Raw genomic sequence first — 20,338 nt, forward strand, 5'->3', positions numbered from 1 at the left:
TGACCGGTCCGGTTTGGTTTGGGACGGTCGCGCCCTCCGACCATGTTGATCCTGCGCGGCTCCCCTGCTCTCTCGCCTTTCCGGCTTCAAAAACTTTCCGACGGCCTCACTGCGGCCCGCATCCCGGTTCGCTCCCTCGCCGCCGAGTTTGTGCACGTGGTCGAAACCACCCGTGATCTCTCGACCGAGGAGCACGCCGTGTTGGAAAAAATCCTCACCTACGGTCCCCGCCGCTCCGGCGAACATCTTTCCGGCCTGATCCAAGTCGTCGCCCCCCGTCCCGGCACGATCTCACCGTGGTCGTCCAAGGCCACCGACATCGCCCACATTTGCGGATTGACCGCCGTGACGCGTATCGAGCGCGTCGTCGCCTTCACCCTCACCTTCGACAACGCCGCCCTGCCCAAACCGTTGTCCAACCTCACCGCGCCGCAACTCACTGCCCTGCGCGGCGCGCTCCACGACCGGATGACCCAGGTCGTCTTCAATGCAATCGACGACTGTGCGGCGCTTTTCCGCCACGAATCCCCCCGGCCCATGACGTCGGTCCCGGTCCTGGCCGAGGGTCGCGCCGCGCTCGACGCCGCCAACACCTCCCTCGGTCTCGCCTTGGCCGATGACGAGATCGACTACCTCGTCGACGCGTTCACCAAACTCCAACGCGACCCGAACGACATCGAACTCATGATGTTCGCGCAGGCCAACTCCGAGCACTGTCGTCACAAGATCTTCAACGCGTCCTGGGATATCGACGGCGAAGCGCAGGCCAAGTCGCTCTTCGCCATGATCCGCAACACCTACCAGTTGCACAGCGAAGGCATCCTCTCCGCTTACAAGGACAACGCCTCCGTGCTCGCCGGCTCCCGCGGCGGCCGGTTCTACGTCGACCCCCGCTCCGGCGACTACGCGGCGCATGACGAGGACATCCACATTCTCTGCAAGGTGGAGACGCACAACCACCCGACCGCCATCTCGCCCTTCCCGGGTGCCGCCACGGGTTCCGGCGGCGAGATCCGCGACGAAGGCGCCACCGGTCGCGGTTCCAAGCCCAAAGCCGGCCTGAACGGCTTTACCGTCTCCAACCTCAAGCTTCCCGGCGCGATCCAGCCATGGGAGCAGGACAACGGCAAACCCGACCGCATCGTCTCGGCCCTCGACATCATGATCGAAGGCCCACTCGGCGGCGCCGCGTTCAACAACGAGTTCGGCCGCCCCGCCATCAACGGCTACTTCCGCACGTTCGAGGCGGCGGTGCCGGTCGCCTCGAAAAGAGTCGAAGGGAAAAGTTTAAGTTCAAGTGAATCGACCAGCGAGACGGCACCCGATTCGTCGCCTTCAACCTCAACTTCCAACTTAAACTGCCGCGGAGTTCCAATGGAGCTCCGCGGTTACCACAAACCCATCATGCTCGCGGGCGGTCTGGGTAACATCAAAGCCGCCCACGTCGAAAAGGGCGCCATCCATCCCGGCGACAAACTCATCGTGCTCGGCGGTCCCGCCATGCTCATCGGTCTCGGCGGCGGCGCGGCCTCCTCCATGGCCAGCGGGTCCGGCAGCGAGGATCTCGATTTTGCCAGCGTGCAACGCGAAAACCCCGAGATGGAGCGCCGTTGCCAGGAGGTCATCGACCGCTGCTGGGCACTCGACGACGATAACCCGATTTCATTCATCCACGACGTCGGCGCGGGCGGCATCTCCAACGCCTTCCCCGAGCTCGTCAACGACGGCGGCCGCGGCGGCAAATTCGACCTGCGCCAAGTCCCCAACGACGAGCCCGGCATGGCGCCGCACGAGATCTGGTGCAACGAATCCCAGGAACGCTACGTCATGGCCGTCCCGGTCGACCGCCTCGCCATGTTCGAAGCCATCTGCGTCCGCGAACGTTGCCCTTTCGCCGTGGTCGGTGAAGCGACCGCCGAGCAGACGCTCGTGCTGACCGACCCGCATTTCGGCAATACCCCGATCGACATGCCACTGAATGTGTTGCTCGGCAAACCACCGCGCATGCACCGCCGCGAGACTTCCCTCGCCCGCCCGCAGCTGCCGCTCGATCTCAACGGCATTACCCTCGCCGAAGCCGTGCGGCGCGTGCTCGTTCACCCGACCGTCGCCGACAAAACGTTTCTCATCTCGATCGGTGATCGCACCGTCACCGGCCTTATTTCCCGCGACCAAATGGTCGGCCCCTGGCAAGTCCCCGTCGCCGATTGCGCCGTCACGGCCGCGACCTTCGACGTCAACTCCGGCGAGGCCATGGCCATGGGCGAACGCACGCCCGTCGCCGTTAACAACGCCGCCGCCTCCGCCCGCCTCGCCGTCGGCGAAGCGCTCACCAATCTCGCCGCCGCGCAAATCGGCGCGCTCGGCAAAGTCAACCTGTCCGCCAATTGGATGGCCGCCCCCGCCGTGCCCGGCGACGCCGCCGATCTCTACGCCGCCGTGAAAGCGGTCGGCATGGAACTCTGCCCGGCCCTCGGCATTACGATTCCCGTCGGCAAAGACTCCATGTCGATGTCCACGGTTTGGTCCGACGCAGGCACTGAAAAACGCGTCACGGCCCCGACCTCCCTCATTGTTTCCGCGTTTGCTCCCGTCACCGACATCCGCCGCTCGCTCACCCCGCAACTCGTCCAAGACGAAGAGTCGACCCTGCTGCTCATCGACCTCGGTCGCGGTCGCAACCGCCTCGGTGGCTCGATCCTCGCGCAAGTCGTTTCGCAGATGGGCGAAGCCACGCCCGACGTAAACTGCCCCATCGACCTCAAGGGATTCTGGTCCGTCATCCAAAAACTCGGCGCCGAACAAAAACTCCTCGCCTACCACGACCGCTCCGACGGCGGCCTACTTGCAACCGCCGTGGAAATGGCCTTCGCCGGCCACATTGGCGTGACGCTCGAACTGCCCGTAGGCCGTCAGCTTGCTGACGCTCCAGCAGCCGGGGAAAGCGCGAGCAAGCTCGCGGCCTACACGGAAACCGACGTGTTTTCCGCGCTCTTCGCCGAGGAGCTCGGCGCGGTCATCCAAGTCGCCGACACCGATCTCGAATACGTCGAAACCACCTTGGCCGATCACGGACTCGATGTCTGCACCTCACGTATTGGTAAGCTCAATACCGACTACGCCTTTCGCGTCACTCGCGACGGTGAGCCCCTGCTCGACGAAAACCTCAGCGACCTGCGCGCCATCTGGTCCGATGTCACCCGCCGCATGGCCACGCTCCGCGACAACCCCGCCTGCGCCGAGTCAGAGTTCCAACTCAAACTCGACCCGACGGATCCCGGCATCACGCCGAAAGTGAGTTTCTCCCTTTCGGGATCTCAAATTTCAGATCTCAAATTTGAAATCGCGGGCGCAGCCCACGTCCGACCGCCCGTGGCGGTGCTCCGCGAGCAGGGTGTGAACGGTCAGGTCGAGATGGCGGCCGCGTTTGATCGCGCCGGGTTCCGCGCGGTCGACGTGCACATGACCGACATTCTGTCCGGCCGCGTATCGCTCGCCGACTTCCGCGGTCTCGCCGTCTGCGGCGGCTTCAGCTACGGCGATGTGCTCGGCGCCGGTGAAGGCTGGGCCAAGAGCATTCTCTTCAACGAGCGCGCCCGCGCTGAGTTCACCGCTTTCTTCGCGCGAGAGGACACCTTCGCGCTCGGCGTGTGCAATGGCTGCCAAATGCTCAGCAACCTCAAGTCGATCATCCCTGGTGCCGAGGCCTGGCCCCACTTTGTGCAAAACCAGAGCGAGCGCTACGAAGGCCGCTACGTTTCCCTCAAGATCGAGGAATCCCCGAGTATTCTCTTCAAAGACATGGCCGGCAGCGTGCTCCCGATTGCCGTCGCTCACGGCGAAGGTTACGCCGAATTCGCCGACCGCGCCACCGCCGAAGCGTTCAGCACCAGTGGCCAAGTGGCAGCCCGTTATTGCGATAACCACCACGCGCCGACCGAGACCTATCCGCTCAACCCGAACGGCTCCCCGCTCGGCATGACCGCGCTCACCACCACCACCGGCCGCGTCACCATCATGATGCCCCACCCCGAGCGGGTGTTTCGGTCGCGCTGCATGAGCTGGGCACCGTCCGAATGGCCCGAAGATTCCCCTTGGATGAAACTCTTCCGCAACGCCCGTGAGTGGGTGGGGTGAAACCTCACCCCGACGGAGCGCGGCAGCGCGGAGATGGCGAGTCGCTCGCGACTCGGTCCGCATGCGGACCACTCTTGATGGGTGCCCTTCAGGGCGATCAAGGGTGCAACGGGTGTTTCGGTCGCGCTGCATGAGCTGGGCACCGTCCGATTGGCCGGAGGATTCCCCTTGGATGAAACTCTTCCGCAACGCCCGTGAGTGGGTGGGCTAGTAGGGTGTAACGCCTAAGAGTTCGAATAGGTGTAGGGGCGTCGCTTGCGACGACCGCGTCCATCACGTGCGGTATTCGCAAGCGAACACCCTACCCAGCGCGACGACAACTTACAGGATCGTTGCTTGGTCCAACGCTGACTCCGCGAAAATCCAGTGTTACTTTCTACCAGCTTGGTTTCCTGCCCGCGGAAGAACGCCACGGCCATCGCCCCATTCGATAGCGTGCAGACGACTCGATCGACGCGCCACCGGCGGGGAGCTCGCGAACGTGATCGTGCTCAATTTTATCGAGCGAGATGACCCGAAATTGAACTGAATTTCGCATTGTTGAACGTCAGGCACCCGCCATCGGTCGGCAGCCTTTTCAGAGCCTTGGTCTGGTTTCCCGCGCCAAAGAACGGCTCTGATCGGTCACCTCATCTGAGCACAACCCCAACAAAGCCCCACCCACATGCCCCCGCCCACCAACAGTCCCCGCGCAGGTTACACGGTCACCGGAACCGTTAAGAACAAAGCTAATGGCAACGGCGTCCAAGATCTGCACGTTTTGGCCTACAAGCACGAACTGATCGGAGCCGGAAAATTCCTCGGCATCGCGGTAACGAAAGCTGACGGCGCATTCGCGATCGATTTCGAATCATCCGCTTTTTCCGCTGAGGTGGGGTTGGAGCCTCACGTATATTTTGTGGTCGAGGACGGTGGTTTCGAACTCCTAAACACCGCATCCAACGCCATCACTATCGCCGAAATATCCACCTCCGGGGTGGATCTGTTGGTTGATCTCACCAACGACAAATTACGCCAGCTCATCAACGCCACGCCTGCTCCGGGCTGGGTGGGCGGTTTCGAGGCCGAAAAACCCGCCTTCGCGTATCCGACACCTGACCTCACTTCGCTCCCCATGTTGGGTAACTTGGAGAATATCGATAAGCTCCAACGGCAGCAAAAGGTCGTGTGGCCCGAATTCAGTTGGGAGACCAAGCCCGGTCAACCCGACCCGCAGCGCTGCTATCAGATGTTCGCCCCGGACATTTCGAGGTTGGGTTATACCGATGCAGGACGGGTTTACTCCATCATTTGCCCGCAGCAAGGGGCCTGCTCTCCTCTACTCGGAAGTATCAATGTCGAAGTGACCGTTACCGGCAACCGGGGATGGGCCAATGAGACGACCCGGTCACTGGCCGCGGACATGACGGTGGAAGGACGGATCTGGTTCAGCCCCAGTGCCCAAAAAAAGGATACGGTGGTGATGTTGGCGAATCACTTCCATCAACAAGGGCTCCCTTTCCCCACCTGCAAAGCCAACGCGATCAGGATCAGCACCTACCATCCCGGAAACCCTGACCAACCCATTTTTCCCCTGCGTAAAGGTTCCAGCACTGATTTTCCCATTCCTGATTTTGCCCAACATAACGGGATTTCTTGGTCGCTGGGTCACCTCGGGGTAACCATCGGGCCCCTCGTAAAAACAGGCTCGGTGATCGTCGACGACTTCAATCAGATGTTACTGGACGTTTTCAACATAGCCTCGGGAAACATGCTGAAGGACGGTAATACTCTGACGTGGAATGTGTGGTTTACGGCCCCGGAAACCGTGGACCAGACCGAATGGGCCGAACATGCCCAAAAGTGGCGACACTCGATCGATACCGATCACGGCAGCCCGGATGGACCGGGAACCCATGCCCGATATTTCGATGGCACGCGTTACAATTTTTTAAAAGAGGATCACGAACACGAAATGCAAAAGGTCCTCTCGTTCATACAGACGCTGTAGGGTGGGTTTGGTGAACCCGTGGCAGATTTTTCCACACCTGCGGCGAAGGTCACGCCGGGTTCACCGACCGCTTCCGCAACCTCTGCAAGAGCTGGGGCTCCGCCGACTCGCCGGAAGATTCCCCCCTCAATTAAATCGTTCAGAAACGACCGCAACGAAGCGGACTGAATCGGTCGACAGACAATCGTCCGGTGTCCCTTGACCCCACGCAAACGTTGCGCAGTATTGGCTTCCTTCAGCCATGACGAAATCCGGACAAATCCATGCGAGTGTGATCGCGAGCAAAGAGCTCGTGGTCTTCCCCATTGGGCCCGGAGCGCTGGCGGGATAACGGCAAGATTCATCCGCCGTTTCCGAGCCCTCCGGGAACCTTCACTTCATCCTCGCGCCCCAACCGGCGCTTTTTTTGTGCGCGTCGCCCGACCATGAACACCGCGCTGATACGGGCGAGCGCTTGGATTCCTGCTACCTGCGCGCGGCTATCCTTTCCTCTCAATTCCTTTCATACCATGTCTTCCCCCGATTCCATTACCCTGTCCACCACCGACCACGCGTCTCTTTTGATGCGTCTCAATCTCCTCCAAACCACCGGCAATAAGCACCACACGCGTGCCCAACGTCTGCGTGAAGAACTCAAGCATGCGTTCGTGCTGCCGCCGAACATGATACCCTCCACCGTCGTGCGTGTCGGCTCAACCTTCACGGTGCGCGATCTTCACACCGAAGAGCGTGACACGTTCACGCTGGCCTGGCCTGAGGCGGCCGACATTTCAGCAGGTAAACTTTCGGTGCTCACTCCCCTGGGCATGGCGGTGATCGGAAGCCGCGTGAACGACCGAATTGCATGGGAGATGCCCGGTGGCATTCGCCACTTGTGGCTCGAATCCGTCAGCTACTCCACCTCTCCCCAACCCGCCGCCGCTGGCTTCGCCAATGGTTCGGTATCCTGGTCAAGATAGCTTGACGCCGCCGCACCGTATCCCGGTGCGGTTCCCAAGATTCGCCCGCAGGTAAGCCGTGCTCACTTGCGGGCGGTCCCGACGATTTCGCGCAATCGTTGGCCGATGGAGTCCGCGATGACGATCAGTTCACCGGCTTCGCGTTCCGGTAAATGGGCCCGACAGTGGCGGTGCCAGAGATCCAGCCACGCTTCAAAGTGTCGCTCCTCCAAGCCGAGCGCCATGTGCTTCCACGGCATCGGTCCTTGGTAACGCGCCGGACCACCGGTCGCGCCGGACCAAAAATCGGCAATCTTCTCCAGATGGGCCGACCAGTCTGAAATTTGCGCGGCGAAAATCGGGCCGATTTCGTTCTGCTGCCGCACGTCGGCATTAAAATGACGCAGTAAGAATTCGATCCGATCGCGCCCCCCGATACGAATGAACAACGAGCTCGGCGACGACGGAGGAGGCGTGGGATCGATCATGGGACTACGGAAAAGCTTAAGCAGGACGCGGATCGTTTCAACCCCACCAATTCCACGATCCACCGTGCCGCCGCTCTCGTCCCACTCATTCGATTGGCTGGAGTCATCAGAGCATAACGGTTAGCTCGCCGTCGCCCTGACAAGCGGCGCGGGCTGCTCCAACTTGGGCAAACCTCACCCCTACCCCATTATGCCCCAATTTCCCCGCGCTTTGCTTTGTCTGTGCTTCGTCGTGTTCGCCTCCGCCTTCGCGCGCGCCGACCACCACGACGCCAACCAGAAAAATACCTACGTCATTGTCCACGGCGCCACCGCCGGGGCCTACGAATGGAAGGAAACCGGCCGCTACCTCGAACAGGCAGGGCACACCGTCTACCGCGTTACGCTCACCGCGTTGGGCGAGCGCTCTCATCTGAGCGCCGTCGGGGTCAATCTCACGACGCACATCAACGACGTAGTGAACACCATCCGCTTCGAAGACCTCCACGACGTCATTCTCACCGGGCACAGCTACGGCGGTCGGGTGATCACGGGGGTGATAAATGAGATCCCCGAACGCATCAAACACGTCATGTATTTCGACGCCTCCGTGCCGCAGAACGGCGAGAGTTCCTGGTCCCACCGACCGCCGCCCGCCGATCTTCTCGTCAAAGACGGCCGCCGCATTCCTTCCTGGCTGAACGAGAATCCGACGACTTACCCGCACAATGTCGGACACCCGTTCGGCACCTCCGTGGAGCCCGTGACCTACGACAATCCCGCGGCGTTTGAACTCAACGTCACCTACGTGCCCTTCATCGCGACGGGCACGGATCCAGACGAGCGTGCCGCCCGCGACCGCAATTGGCAGAACGCCGTAGCGCGCGGTTGGACGGTGCGCACGTTTCCGGGCAGCCACACCGCCATGCTCGAAAATCCGCAGGACCTCGCGGTCCTCATGCAGGCCGCGGTGAACGATACCAACACGCCGACTCCCTGACAGCCCGCCAACCCTTCCCCACTCCACCATGAAATCCCTCCCCCGCGCCTTCGTTATTCTGCTCACCGTCTGCCTGACGGCCGCGATCTCCCGTGCCGACCATCACACGTCGGATGAAAAACTTACCTTCGTTCTCGTGCACGGTGCCACCGCCGGTGGCTACGAATGGAAGGAAACCGGCAAGTATCTCCAGCAAGCCGGCCACACCGTCTACCGCGTCACGCTCACCGCGTTGGGCGAGCGCTCTCATCTCAGTGCCGAAGGCGTGAACCTCACCACCCACATCAACGACGTGGTGAACACCATCCTCTTCGAAGACCTGCACGACGTCATCCTCACTGGCCACAGCTACGGCGGCATGGTGATCACCGGCGTCATGGACCGTATCCCGGAACGCATTAGCCACGTTTACTACTTCGACGCCGCCGTGCCTGCGGACGGCCAATCCATCCGCGATTCCTTTGGCAATCGCGGCGGTGATCGCCCCGAGCCCAAGGTCGAAAACGGCCGCATGGTGATGGACTGGTTGCCCAAGAATCCCACCTCCTGGCCCCACAACACCGGCCATCCCATTGGCACCCTCACGGAGCCCGTTTCCTACAAAAACCCCGCCGCCCTTGCCCTCAATGTCACCTACGTGCCGTTTGTGAAGGACGCCGAAGCCGAGAAAACGCGCTCCGAAAGCGACGCCGGCTGGCAACGCGCCAAAGCCCGCGGGTGGACCATCCGTCCCTACCCGGGCAGCCACACCGCGATGCTCGAAACCCCCAAGGGACTCGCAGAGCTGATTCTCGCGAGCGTGAACGACACCAATACACCGACGCCTTAACCCGCCGTAACTCGACCCGAATTACGCAGCGTGGTCGGAAGTATTTTGCCACCCGCGATCCTCGGCTGACCACCATATTGCTCGGAGGGACCGGTTCCACCCGGTCTGCGTTGCCCCACCGGCACCGCTCTGAGCGACACCCAAAAACGACAGGGCAGTCGTCCCTCCGGGTCCCCGAATGTTCGTAATGCGAACATTCTCAGAACGGCTTCGGCGGGGCTCGACCGGGCCAGGCCTGCTCGTTGTGCTACGACTCCTTGGTGCGCGCGCTGCGCTTCAAGGCGACGGCTTCGATTTCCACAAACACCTTGGGAGCACCAGTGGCGGCGATGGTGTCGATCGTGTTGGCCATGTCCTTGAACGGCATGGCGGTCGCACTCTCCTCGTCGGCCCCCACGCGGCAGTTCAAATCCCAGCGAAAATAGCCTTCGGGCACGTCTTTCTTGCGTTCGCGTTTGGCGTATTTGTTGAGCTCGTGACGGATCTTGTCACGCACGCGGGCGTCTTCTTTGCCGGGCGCGGTGAGGGAAAAGGATTTCTTCATGGATGAGGCGCAGCGTTACGCGTCAGCGGCAGGATTCAATGGCAATAGCTCGGCCAGACGCGCCGCCACCGTGCTGGCCACATCGGCTGCCTCGTATTGCGCGCGCTGATCGAGATCGAAGGCGAGTTCGATTAAATCATCCCGTAGTGCCGCCACGACTTCAGCCGGCGGGACCAGCGATGCAGTCCTCGTTTGATCGCAAATGGAATCGGTCGCAGTCACGTTCGCACTCTACCACCTCGGTTAACCGGCGGGCTTGATCATCCGTGCGATTTTTTCACGCCCGTGCCGCCACGATCGTCTTGAATCCACCGTAACTCATACGCTTGGGATCGCAGGGCATTTCGCCCTGCTCACACATGCTTTGAATGCGCGGATCCGCCATCACCTTGGCATTGATCTTATTCCGCTGCGCTTTTGACCGGTAGGTGATCCACGCAAAGACGATCAATTCGTCTGACTTGAGTTTGGTCAGTTTCTCAAACGGCGTGCCGCATTTGACACTGAGGTCTTCACTCACGCATTCGCGGTAGTCGAGCGCACCGTATTCCATCCAAACCTGACAGGCTTGGCGGGCCATTTTGCGGTAAGCGGCCAACTTGGCCGCCGGCACCACGATCACAAATCCATCAACGTATTCGGACATAAGTTCAGCTTTCTTTGATAGCAGAATAACGGGCCACGAACAGCGGTCGGTAAGCCGCGCGATAGGTCCAGGCGAGATACAACAGCATTGCCACAAAAACCAAAGCGTTGGGCAGTCCGGTGCGTTCGAGGGCAAGGTGAAATGCCACCGAGTTGACGAAGAAAGGCGCCAGTAAAACGAGCGCCAGCGGCACGAACCGATTCGCCAGCAGGAGCAGCCCCGGAACCAACAACGTCGCCCCGATCATCGGCATCATGTAACCCGACTCCATCAATGCCACGGAGAACGCCATGGCTTCGTCAGACAGGACCAAGTCCGGTGGTGGTTGGATGAAATTCAAAAATCCATTCAGACCAAAAATTGTGCAGCCGAGGCCGAACAAAATGCGCACCACGTGAGTAAACACGCGACGCCATGGGGGGAGGGAAGAAATGTCAGCAGTCATGAGTTGAAGAACGGGGTTGAGGTTGAGATTCGGGGATGAGGCGGCGGTCAGGCAGTGTCGGCGCTCTGCTTGAGCTCGTCGGCCACGACTTCGATGAGTTGATCGGCGACCGCGCCCCACCCGGGGTGAAAACCCATCGCAACGTGCTCCGCGCATTTCGCGGCACTCCAGTGACGGGAACAGGCGCGGTAGGAGGTGCGGCCTCCCGGCAGCGGCGAGAGCTCAAATATGCCGGTCATAAAGGGCTGGGCGGTGGGTCGCCAGCCGTGCTGATAGGCATCGGTAAACACGATGCGTTCATTTTCCGTCACTTCGAGAAATACGCCTTCGATGTCGTGTTCCTCGCCATCGGGTCCCCGCATGACCATGTGGCTGCGACCGCCCGCGCGCAGCTCCCATTCCACCACCGGCGTGGTCCACGGGCGCGGACACCACCACTCGCCTGTGCGGGTCGTCATCACCCGATACACAACTTCCGGCGGTGCCTCGATTTCGCGCAGCACGACGAGTTCACGACTCGTCATCGAATCCACCGGGTTGTCGCGCAATACCGCTTCGAGGCGGTCGAAATTCTCCTCGTTCTTGCTTTCCACCATTTTCGTCAGGGCCGCGCAAATCTCGGCCGTGGCAAAAATCATGTGCCACTCGATCCGCGTGCCGTCACCGTCGTCGGTAAAGTGCACCACCGCCGTGAACTCGGGTTGGCCGACGTGACGGAATACGGTGCACTCCCCTGCCACCACGTGATCAAACACGCTTTCGTTGTCATAGTTCGTCCCATCGGGTCCGTGCATGACAAACCGCCAGTCGCCGCCCGGTCGCACATCATAGGTGTGAAACGTATTGGTGAATCCCTCCGGTCCCCACCACTGGGCGTGTAAACCCGGATGAGTCCAGGCCGCAAAAACATGCGACCGGGCATAGGGGATGACGCGCGTGCTCACGATTTCGTGCGCGGGGCTGGCGGCGGCGGGAATGGTGTAGTTCGTCGACTTGGTGCTCATGTGGAGTGGGGTGAAGGAGAGTTTAACATTCTCAACGATCCGGGGTCGGCGAATCGGACATTCCCCGAGCGGATTTAGTTTCCATCGGTGTCGCTGGGGCCGGATATTGGTCACGCAATTTCACCCAGTCCATGAGATTGAAATTCGGACCGGTTTCGTTGCGACCTTTCGGCGTGAGATCCAACAGCATGTAGGCGCCGTCCGTGATCTCCGTGCCTCGCCCGTAAGCCGAGTAGGTATGATACACTTCACCGGATTCGTCGCGGAAGAATACGCTCAACCCGGGCAACTCGTCGCAAAACGCCGGAGCCGAACCGTAATTGTAGAGCCGCTCCCCGCTGTCCATTTGCGCCGGTGTAAATGTCACGCCGAAGTCCTGATTAAAATCACTCGAGAAAGACGACACCCACCGAAACCGCCATCCCATGCGCGCTTGGAACGCCATCAATTTTTCCAACGGAGCCCGCGACACGGCCACGTAACTGACGTCATGATTTTCCAAATGCGGCAGGATACCATCCATATGGTCGCTACCAAACGAGCACCCCTTGCACCCTTCCTCCCAATCGGGTCCGAACATGAAGTGTCGCACGATCAACTGACTACGATGGGCGAACAGCTCGTGCAGTCCGACCGGTCCCTCGACTCCATCGAATCGGTAGGGTTTGGTGACGTGAACCCACGGGAGCTGACGTCGGGCCACGTTAAGGGCATCGCGCTCCCGGGTATGAGCTTTTTCCCGCTCCAGCAGGGCGCGGCGCTCAGTCAACCAGGCGTCGCGAGAGACGGCGGATGGACGGCGATCATCGGATGAGATCATGGAGGGCGGTAGGTTGAAAAACTTGGAATTTCATCACCTTCTCAACGATCAAGTCCGGCACTTCCGGACAGTCGCACGATAATTATTATTCGCGCCTTGTCCGTTTTGATCAAGCTCACCCGTAGTCATCCTAAACCCTACCTCATCTCATGCCTCAGCCCTACCTCCTCCTCTTCCGCAATACCGGTCCCGAAACTCACGCCCACCTTTCCGCGGCCGAGCGCCAGCAGCTCGTCGAGCGCTGGAACGCTTGGTTCGTGGGACTGCGCGACGCCGGCCTAGCGACCGACGGGCGACCGCTCGAACTTACCAGCCGCATCGTGGCCGGACCGGGTGGAAAGCGCGTCACCGACGGCCCTTTCCCCGAGTCCCACGAGGCGGTCGGCGGCTACGTCATGCTCCAAGTCGCGGATCTGGACGAAGCCACCGCCATCGCCCAACGCCACCCCGGCCTCGCATACGGTCTCGTGATCGAAGTCCGGCCCATGGATGTCACCTGCCACCTTGGCGTTGTCACCGGTCCGGCCTGAGTCACCGTCCCCATGCCCATTCTGCCCCAGCGAACCGACGACGAGGCTCCCGCCGACGAAGGCACGTTGGTGGAGAACTTTTTTCGGCATGAATCGGGACGACTACACGGCGCCCTGCTGCGTCGTTTCGGCATGGGGAATCTGACGCTGGTCGAGGACGCCGTGCAGGAGGCCATGTTGCGCGCCCTCCGTTCGTGGGCCATGGGCGGCGTGCCCCCCAACCCTTCCGCGTGGATCAGCCGGGTCGCCATCAATTACATCAACGAAGCCTTGCGCCGCGGTGCCACCGCCGCCGCCAAACAAACCGCTGTCGGCGTGCATTGGGAAACCGAGGCAACCTCCGCCCCCGCCCAATCCGGAACCACCGAGGAGATCAACGACGACATGTTGCGTCTGCTTTTCACCTGCTGCCATCCCGTGATTTCCACCGATGCTCAGGCTGCCCTCGCGCTGAAGGTCTTGTGCGGTTTCAACCTCGCCGAGATAGCCCGCGCGTTTCTGGCCAGCGAGGCGGCCATCGAAAAACAACTCACTCGCACCAAGGCCCGCCTACGCGCGGCCGGCGTGCCGTTCGGCCTGCCCGCCGATGCCAATCTCGGTCCGCGACTCGACGGGGTGCTGGCCACGATCTACCTGTTGTTCAACGAGGGTTACAAAGCCTCCGAGGGCGACCAGCTGTTGCGGGAGGAACTATGCGTCGAGGCCATCCGTCTCGCCTCCCTGCTCGTCGCTCACCCGTTGGGAGACACCCCGGCCACCCATGCTTTGCTTGCGCTCATGCTGCTGCATCGGGCCCGGTTTCCCACCCGCATCGACGCGCATGGCGCGTTGCTGCGTCTCGCCGATCAGGATCGCACGGCGTGGGATCAACCCTCAATCGATCGTGGCCTTGTCCACCTGGCTCAGGCCGCGGCCGGCCCGGATTTGACGGACTACCATCTGCAGGCCGGAATCGCCGCCTGTCACTGCACCGCGCCCGACGTCGGGGCGACCGATTGGTCCCGTATTCTCGCGCACTATGACGAGTTGCTGCGCCGCAAACCGTCATCTCCCGTCGTGGCCCTCAATCGGGCGGTCGCCGTGGCCAATCTGCACGGCCCCCAGGCGGGTCTGGATGCCATCGCGGCCATTCCGGACCCGGCGCGGCTGGAGACGCAGCACCTTATCCACGCCGTCGTCGGCGAGTTTCATCAGCAACTGGGTCACCACCGTGAAGCCGCCATCAGTTTTCGCCGGGCGTTGGCGTTGGCCCGGGTCGGCCCGGAACAACTCCACCTCGCCCGTTGCCTCGAGCGCTTGGAAGCCGCGCTTCCCCTGGGTTGACGCTGGCGCGACCCGATCCGTTTTCCCTTCCGCCGCATGCCTGATTCCGCCACCGCCCCGCCCGCCGAAGACGACCCCCGCCACGACACCTCCGTTTGGCGCGGTATCCTGCTCGCGCTTCGCGGCGAACGCCACGACTACACCAGCGTCCGCCTCGAACGGGCCGTGCTGTTGCTGGCCGTGCCCATGGTGCTGGAGATGGTGATGGAATCGATCTTTTCGCTGGCCGACGTATTCTGGGTCTCCCGCCTCGGTCCGCAGGCGATCGCCACCGTCGGGTTGACCGAATCGATCATGACGCTGGTCTACGCCGTCGCCATTGGCATGTCGTTTGCCGCCGGTGCCATCGTATCGCGCCGCATTGGGGAAAAATCGCCCGCCCGCGCCTCCCAGGCAGCCGGCCAAATCATCCTGCTCGGCACCGCCGCCGCCGCCATCATTGGCGGAATGTTCGCGATCAACGCCGCCGCCTTGCTGCGCTTCATGGGAGCGGAAGCGGACGTGATCCGCGAAGGCACCTCCTACGCCGCCATCATGTTTGGCGGCAATGTGACGGTGTTTCTGATCTTTCTGATCAACGCGATCTTTCGCGGAGCCGGCGATGCCGCCCTGGCCATGCGGACCCTGATCCTGGCCAACGGCATCAACCTCGTGCTCGATCCGTGCCTCATCTTCGGTTGGGGACCGTTCCCTGAACTCGGCCTGCCGGGAGCCGCCATCGCGACCAACGTGGGTCGTGGTATCGGCATCATCTATCAACTCACCCATCTCGTGCGCGGCAACGATCACCTCAAGTTGCGCTGGGCGGACCTGCGACCACGGCCCGACAGTTGCGTCACCATCCTGCGCACCTCGGGCAACGGCATCGCCCAACTGATGATCAGCATGACGAGCTGGCTGGGCTTGTTTAAAATCCTCGCCGTTTTCGGCAGCGGAGCCGTGGCCAGTTACACCATCGCCATGCGCATCATGATCTTCGCGCTCATGCCCGCGTGGGGGTTGTCCAACGCCGGATCAACCTTGGTGGGGCAAAACCTCGGGGCCGGCAAACCCGAGCGCGCCGAACGCGCCGTGCGCATTGCGATGCGTTACAACGTCATCTTTCTGGGCACGGTCGGCCTGCTGTTCATCGTCTTCGCCCGGCCGATCATCGCGCAGTTCACCACCGATGCCGACGTGTTCGCCCTCGGCGTGCGCGCGCTGTGGATCATCAGTCTGGGCTTCCCTATTTATGCGGCCGGCATGTGCCTGGAGGGCACGTTCAACGGCGCCGGTGACACCCGGACGCCCACGCGGTTGAATTTTTTCACTCAATGGCTGTTTCAAGTCCCCCTCGCCTGGCTGCTGGCGCATGTCGGCGGACTCGGTCCCACGGGCGTGTTCATTGCCGCTCCCGTTTCATTCGCAGCGCTGACGTTGTGGAGTTGGATCCTGTTTCGCCGCGGCGCGTGGAAAATGAAACTGCTCTGACGCCGGAGTGTGGCTCACGCCCGCGCCAACGCCGCTTGCAAGGGACACGAACCGACATCGATCGGTTCACCTTCGCGGTAACGTGACAACAACGCCTTCGATCGTTGCGCCAGTTGGCGGCGCACCTCGCGGCGTTCGCCTTTGATCCGCGCGATGGGCATGTGGTCGTAGCCCGTGGTTTGGTGCCGCATCCACGCGATGGTGGCCGCTTCCGCCCGCTGCTCGATGGGAATGCGTTTGGTGCGCGCCACGGTGCCGCTGCCCACCGGCACCGCGTGCGTCACGATCCGCCGCGCCATCTCGGCTGCCGCCAGTTGATAACGCGGATGGAAATTCAACCACGCCTTAACCGCCGCGCCAAAATCCTCCGCATACGTTTCCTGCGCCGCCGCCCGGCGACGGCGGCCCGCATCGAGGCCGCGTTGATAGGCCGGGTCGGCGCGCTCCGCCTGCCGCACGGCGCGCAACGCGGCGATACGGTCGGCCGGAGCCCAGATGCCGCGAGAAAAACGCTTCCTCCCTTTTTTCTCCACCACGGTCCACGACGGACCATCCGCCTTGATCCGGCGCGACAACGCGGCGTCCCCCGGCGCGAGCAACGCCCAGCCGGCCGGCACGCTCAGGACCTCGCCTTGAGCAGACAGCACTTTATGTGGGACCGAGAACGGTCGGACTTCACGAGTATCAAATTCGGGCACAGCGATCAGAGATAGATCATGCCATGCGGCGAACGCCACTCATCTCGGAGGAACCGGTTGCACCCGATCCGCGTTTCGTCCTGCCCGCCACCACAGAGGCACACGCGGACTTTAATTTTCATCATTTCATTTCGGTATTCCACGGCTTTCTTGTTTTCAGATATTCGGGAAGCGGCAGGCTCGCGCCATGACTGTATCTTTGGCGTCCATACGGGCCGCGGCCCGACGCATTTCCAGCGGCGTGTTGCTCTCGCCCTGCCCCGAATCCATCGCGCTTTCCGAGATCACGGGCTCGCGGGTTTTCTGTAAACTCGACAACCTGCAACGCACCGGCTCCTTCAAAGAGCGCGGTGCGCGCAACGCCCTGCTGCAACTCACGCCCGCGCAGCGCAAACGCGGCGTTATCGCCGCCTCGGCCGGTAACCACGCCCTCGGGCTGGCTTATCACGGCCAGTTGCTGGAGATCCCGGTGACCGTGGTCATGCCCGACTACGCGCCCCTCATCAAAGTCACCACCTGTCAGCGACTCGGAGCTCGCGTGCTCGTGAAAGGCGCGGACTTTGCCGCCGCCCGCGCCGAGGCCGACGGGTTGGTCGCGGCCGAGGGACTCACCTACGTTCACGGCTTCGATGATCCCGCCATCATCAACGGACAAGGCACCATGGCACTGGAGATTTTGAAACAGGTGCGCGACGTCGAGGCCATCGTAGCCCCCGTGGGCGGAGCCGGTCTCATTGCCGGCATCGCCGTCGCGGTGAAGGCGCTGCGACCTGAAGTCCAGGTCATCGGCGTCGAATCCAAGGCCACCGCCAGTTTCGCCGCCGCGGTTAAAAACCGCGGGCCGGTCACCATCCCGCGCTGCGCCACCCTCGCCGACGGTCTGGCCGTGTTGCGCGTCGGAGCCAACTCCTTCGCCCTCGCCCGCGAGCATGTCGATCGGGTGGTTTCCGTATCCGAAGATTGGATCGCCCTCGCCATCCTACGCTACGCCGAACTCGAAAAAACCGTGGTTGAAGGCGCCGCCGCCGCGCCGCTCGGCGCCCTGCTCGCCGGTAAGCTTCCGGAACTCAAAGGCAAACGCGTGGTGCTCACCACCTGTGGCGGCAACATTGATCCCGCCGTGCTCAGCCGCGTGATCGAAATCGGCCTGGTGGCCGATGGACGGCGCAGTCGCTTCACGGTCAAAATCAGCGACCGGCCCGGCGGTCTGGCCGCGCTCAGCAAGGTCATTGCTGCCGCCGGGGCCAGCATCAAGGACATCGCGCATGACCGCATGTTCAGCGGCCCGGATGTCAGTGCCGTGCACGCCGTGTGCACGGTGGAAACTCGCGATAAGACTCACATTCGCGCGCTGCACCGCGCCCTCAAAAAGGCCGGCTTCCCCGTCGTCCGGCCCTAGCCCCGCTGTCATCCCATGGAGTCCCCGCCACCATCATCTTCGCCCGGTCTCACCCCGGTTTCACGTCGCACTTTTTTGAATACCGGCCTGGGGCTGGGAGCCCTCGCCTTGCTGCCCGGTGGTCGGGCCGCCCTCGCCGCCGATCACGCGGCTGATGACGCCACCGCCCTCCCCGGAGTGTTGTTCGACCACGCCGAATTGCCGCGGATTCGCGACACCATGGCGCGACCGGAATTTGCCGCCTACCGGATGGAATTGCAGCTGGCCGATCTGGATGCCGACCGACGTTTTCTCACCCAGGACATCGATTTGCTCAACCGCGTGAGCGACTTGGCGCGGGTCGGCACGATCGCATTGCGTTCCGCGTTTGCTCATCTCATCGAGCCCGATCCCACCCAGTTGGAGATTGCGCGGCTCGCCATCGCCACCGCGCTCAAGTTCAACCGCTGGGACTGGATTCTGGAGGACGACACCCACACCGTCGGCGTCATGCGCGCGCCCAGCATCGGCGTGCAACTGATCTGCGCCCAGGACTGGCTCGGAGAGGATCTCGATCCCGCCGTCCGGGCGGCGTTGCGCCGTCGCATCGCCGAGGAAGTCGGTCCGGCCTGCCATCGCGCCGTCGCGGGGGAGCTGGGAGCCAGCCCCATGCCCGCCTGGTCGATGGACCCGGACACCACCGGGCTCAACCGCCTCGATGTGAGCCAGTGGCCGCGCATCCTCGCCGGCAGCAATCTGCAAATCATCGCGACCGCCGGACTGGTCGCCGCCGCCTGTTGGGTGCCCGAACATCCCGACGCCGACGCGTGGTGCGAGCTCGGCGTGCGCAGCCTGCGCGAATTCAGCGCGGAGCAGCCGACGGACGGTTCGTTTGAGGAGGGTTCAGCGTATTGGGGCTTCACCTACAATTACTTCATCGTCTCGTTGGAAATGCTCCGGCGACTGCGCGGGATCGATGAACGCGGCATCGCTGATTTTCCGGCGATGTCCCGCTACCTCCTCAGCACGACCATGCCGACCGCCGGGCATCCGCAGGACTGCATCAGTATCGGCGACTGCAACCGTTTCGGTTCGACCATCCCCTTCGCCTGGATCGCCCGCGAGTTTCGCGACTCCACCTCGCAACACCTGCTCACTCGCGCGGGATTGGCGCGCGTGGAGCCCATTTCCTGCTGGGCGGCAATCTGGTTCGATCCGAGTGTGCCGCGCACCATCTCCGTCGACATTCCCCTGGACCGGCGCGCGGCTCCCGGTCTCGTGTTTTCACGCTCCGGGTGGACTGAGAACGACAGTGTGCTCTGCCTGCGCAGTGGCGACCCGTGCAATCACGAACACGCCGATCGCAACAGCCTGCTCTTCGCCGCCTATGGCGAACGCTTGTTCAACGATCCCCTCAAGGCATCCTACGCCACCTCCGATCCGAAGTGGTTGCTGCGCCAGACCGAAGCGCATTCGGCGGTGCTGATCAACGGCCAGGGCCACATCTACCACCACGGCGAAGAAGGCACCAACGCGTCGACCGCTCGCGCCGAGGTGCTCACTCACCAAGTCGGGCTCGACTGGATGACCGCCACCAGTGATGCCACCGACGCCTATCGTCAGGCCGGTCTACCCGTCTCCCGCGTGACCCGCACGGTGGTTTTCGTGAAACCGGGCATCGTGGTTTGTCTCGATGCTGTGGACCTCACCACGCCTCAATCCGTGGAAGTTCGTTTTCAAGTCTACAACGACGATGGCGAGGGTCGCGTGACGGCCGCCGGTAGCACGTTTGCCATCGCCCGTCCCCGCGCCGGTTTGTTGGCCAAGGTCGGAGCCCTCGACCCGGTGACGGTCACCGCCGGCCGACTCGCACTGCCCGCCGACGCGGGCGTGTATCCCTTCGCCGCCGTGCATTCGGCGGTGAGCCAGTCCCATCGCATCCTCACCGTCGCGACGGCCCATCCAACCGCCGCCATCCCGGATGATTTAAACTGGAAGGTGGTCGACGGTCACTGGTCAATCTCCGGCACGCAGGTCGGCAAACCCATTTCGATCAGCGTGATCGAACGTCCCGGCGCGGCGGCCCCGGCGGTTGTCGTCTAACCCTCGGCCCTCCCTT

General features: G+C 62.5%; 18 protein-coding genes. 10 read left to right on the forward strand and 8 right to left on the reverse strand.

Annotation, left to right across the window (positions count from 1 at the left end; translation table 11 throughout):
* The first annotated feature begins 42 nt into the window (after positions 1-42).
* The 3 genes from purL to PXH66_RS14040 all read left to right on the forward strand — a co-directional run bounded on the left by purL (position 43) and on the right by PXH66_RS14040 (position 7,086).
* Entirely contained in the window at positions 43-4,137 is a 4,095-nt protein-coding gene (gene purL / locus PXH66_RS14030) for a phosphoribosylformylglycinamidine synthase (protein WP_330929167.1), read from the forward strand.
* A 664-nt stretch (positions 4,138-4,801) separates the two neighbouring features.
* Positions 4,802-6,127 (forward strand): hypothetical protein, encoded by a 1,326-nt coding sequence (locus PXH66_RS14035; protein WP_330929166.1) that lies wholly within the window; start codon positions 4,802-4,804, stop codon positions 6,125-6,127.
* Between the two features lie 509 nt (positions 6,128-6,636).
* Positions 6,637-7,086 carry a GreA/GreB family elongation factor gene (locus PXH66_RS14040; RefSeq protein WP_330929165.1) on the forward strand — a complete coding sequence of 150 codons (450 nt, stop codon included), beginning with the start codon at positions 6,637-6,639 and terminating at the stop codon, positions 7,084-7,086.
* Positions 7,087-7,148: 62 nt separating this feature from the next.
* Here the strand turns inward: PXH66_RS14040 and PXH66_RS14045 are convergent, their stop codons facing one another.
* Complete coding sequence (locus tag PXH66_RS14045; protein WP_330929164.1) at positions 7,149-7,553, reverse strand: group III truncated hemoglobin; 405 nt, start codon at positions 7,551-7,553, stop codon at positions 7,149-7,151.
* A 190-nt stretch (positions 7,554-7,743) separates the two neighbouring features.
* Here PXH66_RS14045 and PXH66_RS14050 point away from each other — a divergent pair, with 190 nt between their 5' ends.
* Both PXH66_RS14050 and PXH66_RS14055 read left to right on the forward strand, forming a co-directional pair.
* Complete coding sequence (locus PXH66_RS14050; RefSeq protein WP_330929163.1) at positions 7,744-8,532, forward strand: alpha/beta fold hydrolase; 789 nt, start codon at positions 7,744-7,746, stop codon at positions 8,530-8,532.
* A gap of 28 nt (positions 8,533-8,560) precedes the next feature.
* Positions 8,561-9,361, forward strand: a complete 801-nt coding sequence (locus tag PXH66_RS14055; RefSeq protein WP_330929162.1) for an alpha/beta hydrolase — start codon at positions 8,561-8,563, stop codon at positions 9,359-9,361.
* Between the two features lie 247 nt (positions 9,362-9,608).
* Here PXH66_RS14055 and PXH66_RS14060 read toward each other — a convergent pair whose 3' ends face one another.
* The 6 genes from PXH66_RS14060 to PXH66_RS14085 are packed head-to-tail and all read right to left on the reverse strand — an operon-like array spanning position 9,609 to position 12,820.
* Positions 9,609-9,905: a DUF6172 family protein gene (locus tag PXH66_RS14060; protein ID WP_330929161.1), complete on the reverse strand. Its 297-nt coding sequence runs from the start codon at positions 9,903-9,905 to the stop codon at positions 9,609-9,611.
* 15 nt (positions 9,906-9,920) lie between these two features.
* Positions 9,921-10,127: a hypothetical protein gene (locus PXH66_RS14065; protein WP_330929160.1), complete on the reverse strand. Its 207-nt coding sequence runs from the start codon at positions 10,125-10,127 to the stop codon at positions 9,921-9,923.
* A 55-nt stretch (positions 10,128-10,182) separates the two neighbouring features.
* Positions 10,183-10,551, reverse strand: coding sequence for a DUF1428 domain-containing protein (locus PXH66_RS14070; protein WP_330929159.1), 369 nt, complete (start codon positions 10,549-10,551; stop codon positions 10,183-10,185).
* A 4-nt stretch (positions 10,552-10,555) separates the two neighbouring features.
* Positions 10,556-10,996 carry a DoxX family protein gene (locus PXH66_RS14075; RefSeq protein ID WP_330929158.1) on the reverse strand — a complete coding sequence of 147 codons (441 nt, stop codon included), beginning with the start codon at positions 10,994-10,996 and terminating at the stop codon, positions 10,556-10,558.
* Positions 10,997-11,043: 47 nt separating this feature from the next.
* Positions 11,044-12,000 (reverse strand): SRPBCC domain-containing protein, encoded by a 957-nt coding sequence (locus PXH66_RS14080; RefSeq protein ID WP_330929157.1) that lies wholly within the window; start codon positions 11,998-12,000, stop codon positions 11,044-11,046.
* 31 nt (positions 12,001-12,031) lie between these two features.
* Positions 12,032-12,820 carry a DUF899 domain-containing protein gene (locus PXH66_RS14085; protein ID WP_330929156.1) on the reverse strand — a complete coding sequence of 263 codons (789 nt, stop codon included), beginning with the start codon at positions 12,818-12,820 and terminating at the stop codon, positions 12,032-12,034.
* Positions 12,821-12,969: 149 nt separating this feature from the next.
* Here PXH66_RS14085 and PXH66_RS14090 point away from each other — a divergent pair, with 149 nt between their 5' ends.
* The 3 genes from PXH66_RS14090 to PXH66_RS14100 are packed head-to-tail and all read left to right on the forward strand — an operon-like array spanning position 12,970 to position 16,143.
* Complete coding sequence (locus PXH66_RS14090) at positions 12,970-13,350, forward strand: YciI family protein (protein WP_330929155.1); 381 nt, start codon at positions 12,970-12,972, stop codon at positions 13,348-13,350.
* A gap of 12 nt (positions 13,351-13,362) precedes the next feature.
* Entirely contained in the window at positions 13,363-14,673 is a 1,311-nt protein-coding gene (locus tag PXH66_RS14095; protein WP_330929154.1) for an RNA polymerase sigma factor, read from the forward strand.
* A 36-nt stretch (positions 14,674-14,709) separates the two neighbouring features.
* Positions 14,710-16,143 (forward strand): MATE family efflux transporter, encoded by a 1,434-nt coding sequence (locus tag PXH66_RS14100; RefSeq protein WP_330929153.1) that lies wholly within the window; start codon positions 14,710-14,712, stop codon positions 16,141-16,143.
* A 14-nt stretch (positions 16,144-16,157) separates the two neighbouring features.
* Here the strand turns inward: PXH66_RS14100 and PXH66_RS14105 are convergent, their stop codons facing one another.
* Positions 16,158-16,790 carry a DUF2293 domain-containing protein gene (locus tag PXH66_RS14105; RefSeq protein WP_330929152.1) on the reverse strand — a complete coding sequence of 211 codons (633 nt, stop codon included), beginning with the start codon at positions 16,788-16,790 and terminating at the stop codon, positions 16,158-16,160.
* Between the two features lie 238 nt (positions 16,791-17,028).
* On the opposite strand from PXH66_RS14105, the gene ilvA reads away from it, so the two are divergent.
* Complete coding sequence (ilvA, locus tag PXH66_RS14110) at positions 17,029-18,240, forward strand: threonine ammonia-lyase (protein WP_330929151.1); 1,212 nt, start codon at positions 17,029-17,031, stop codon at positions 18,238-18,240.
* Between the two features lie 15 nt (positions 18,241-18,255).
* Entirely contained in the window at positions 18,256-20,322 is a 2,067-nt protein-coding gene (locus PXH66_RS14115; RefSeq protein ID WP_330929150.1) for a heparinase II/III domain-containing protein, read from the forward strand.
* Positions 20,323-20,338 lie beyond the last annotated feature (16 nt).

The sequence above is a fragment of the Synoicihabitans lomoniglobus genome (genome assembly GCF_029023725.1).
Taxonomy (GTDB): Bacteria; Verrucomicrobiota; Verrucomicrobiia; order Opitutales; family Opitutaceae; genus Actomonas; species Actomonas lomonigloba.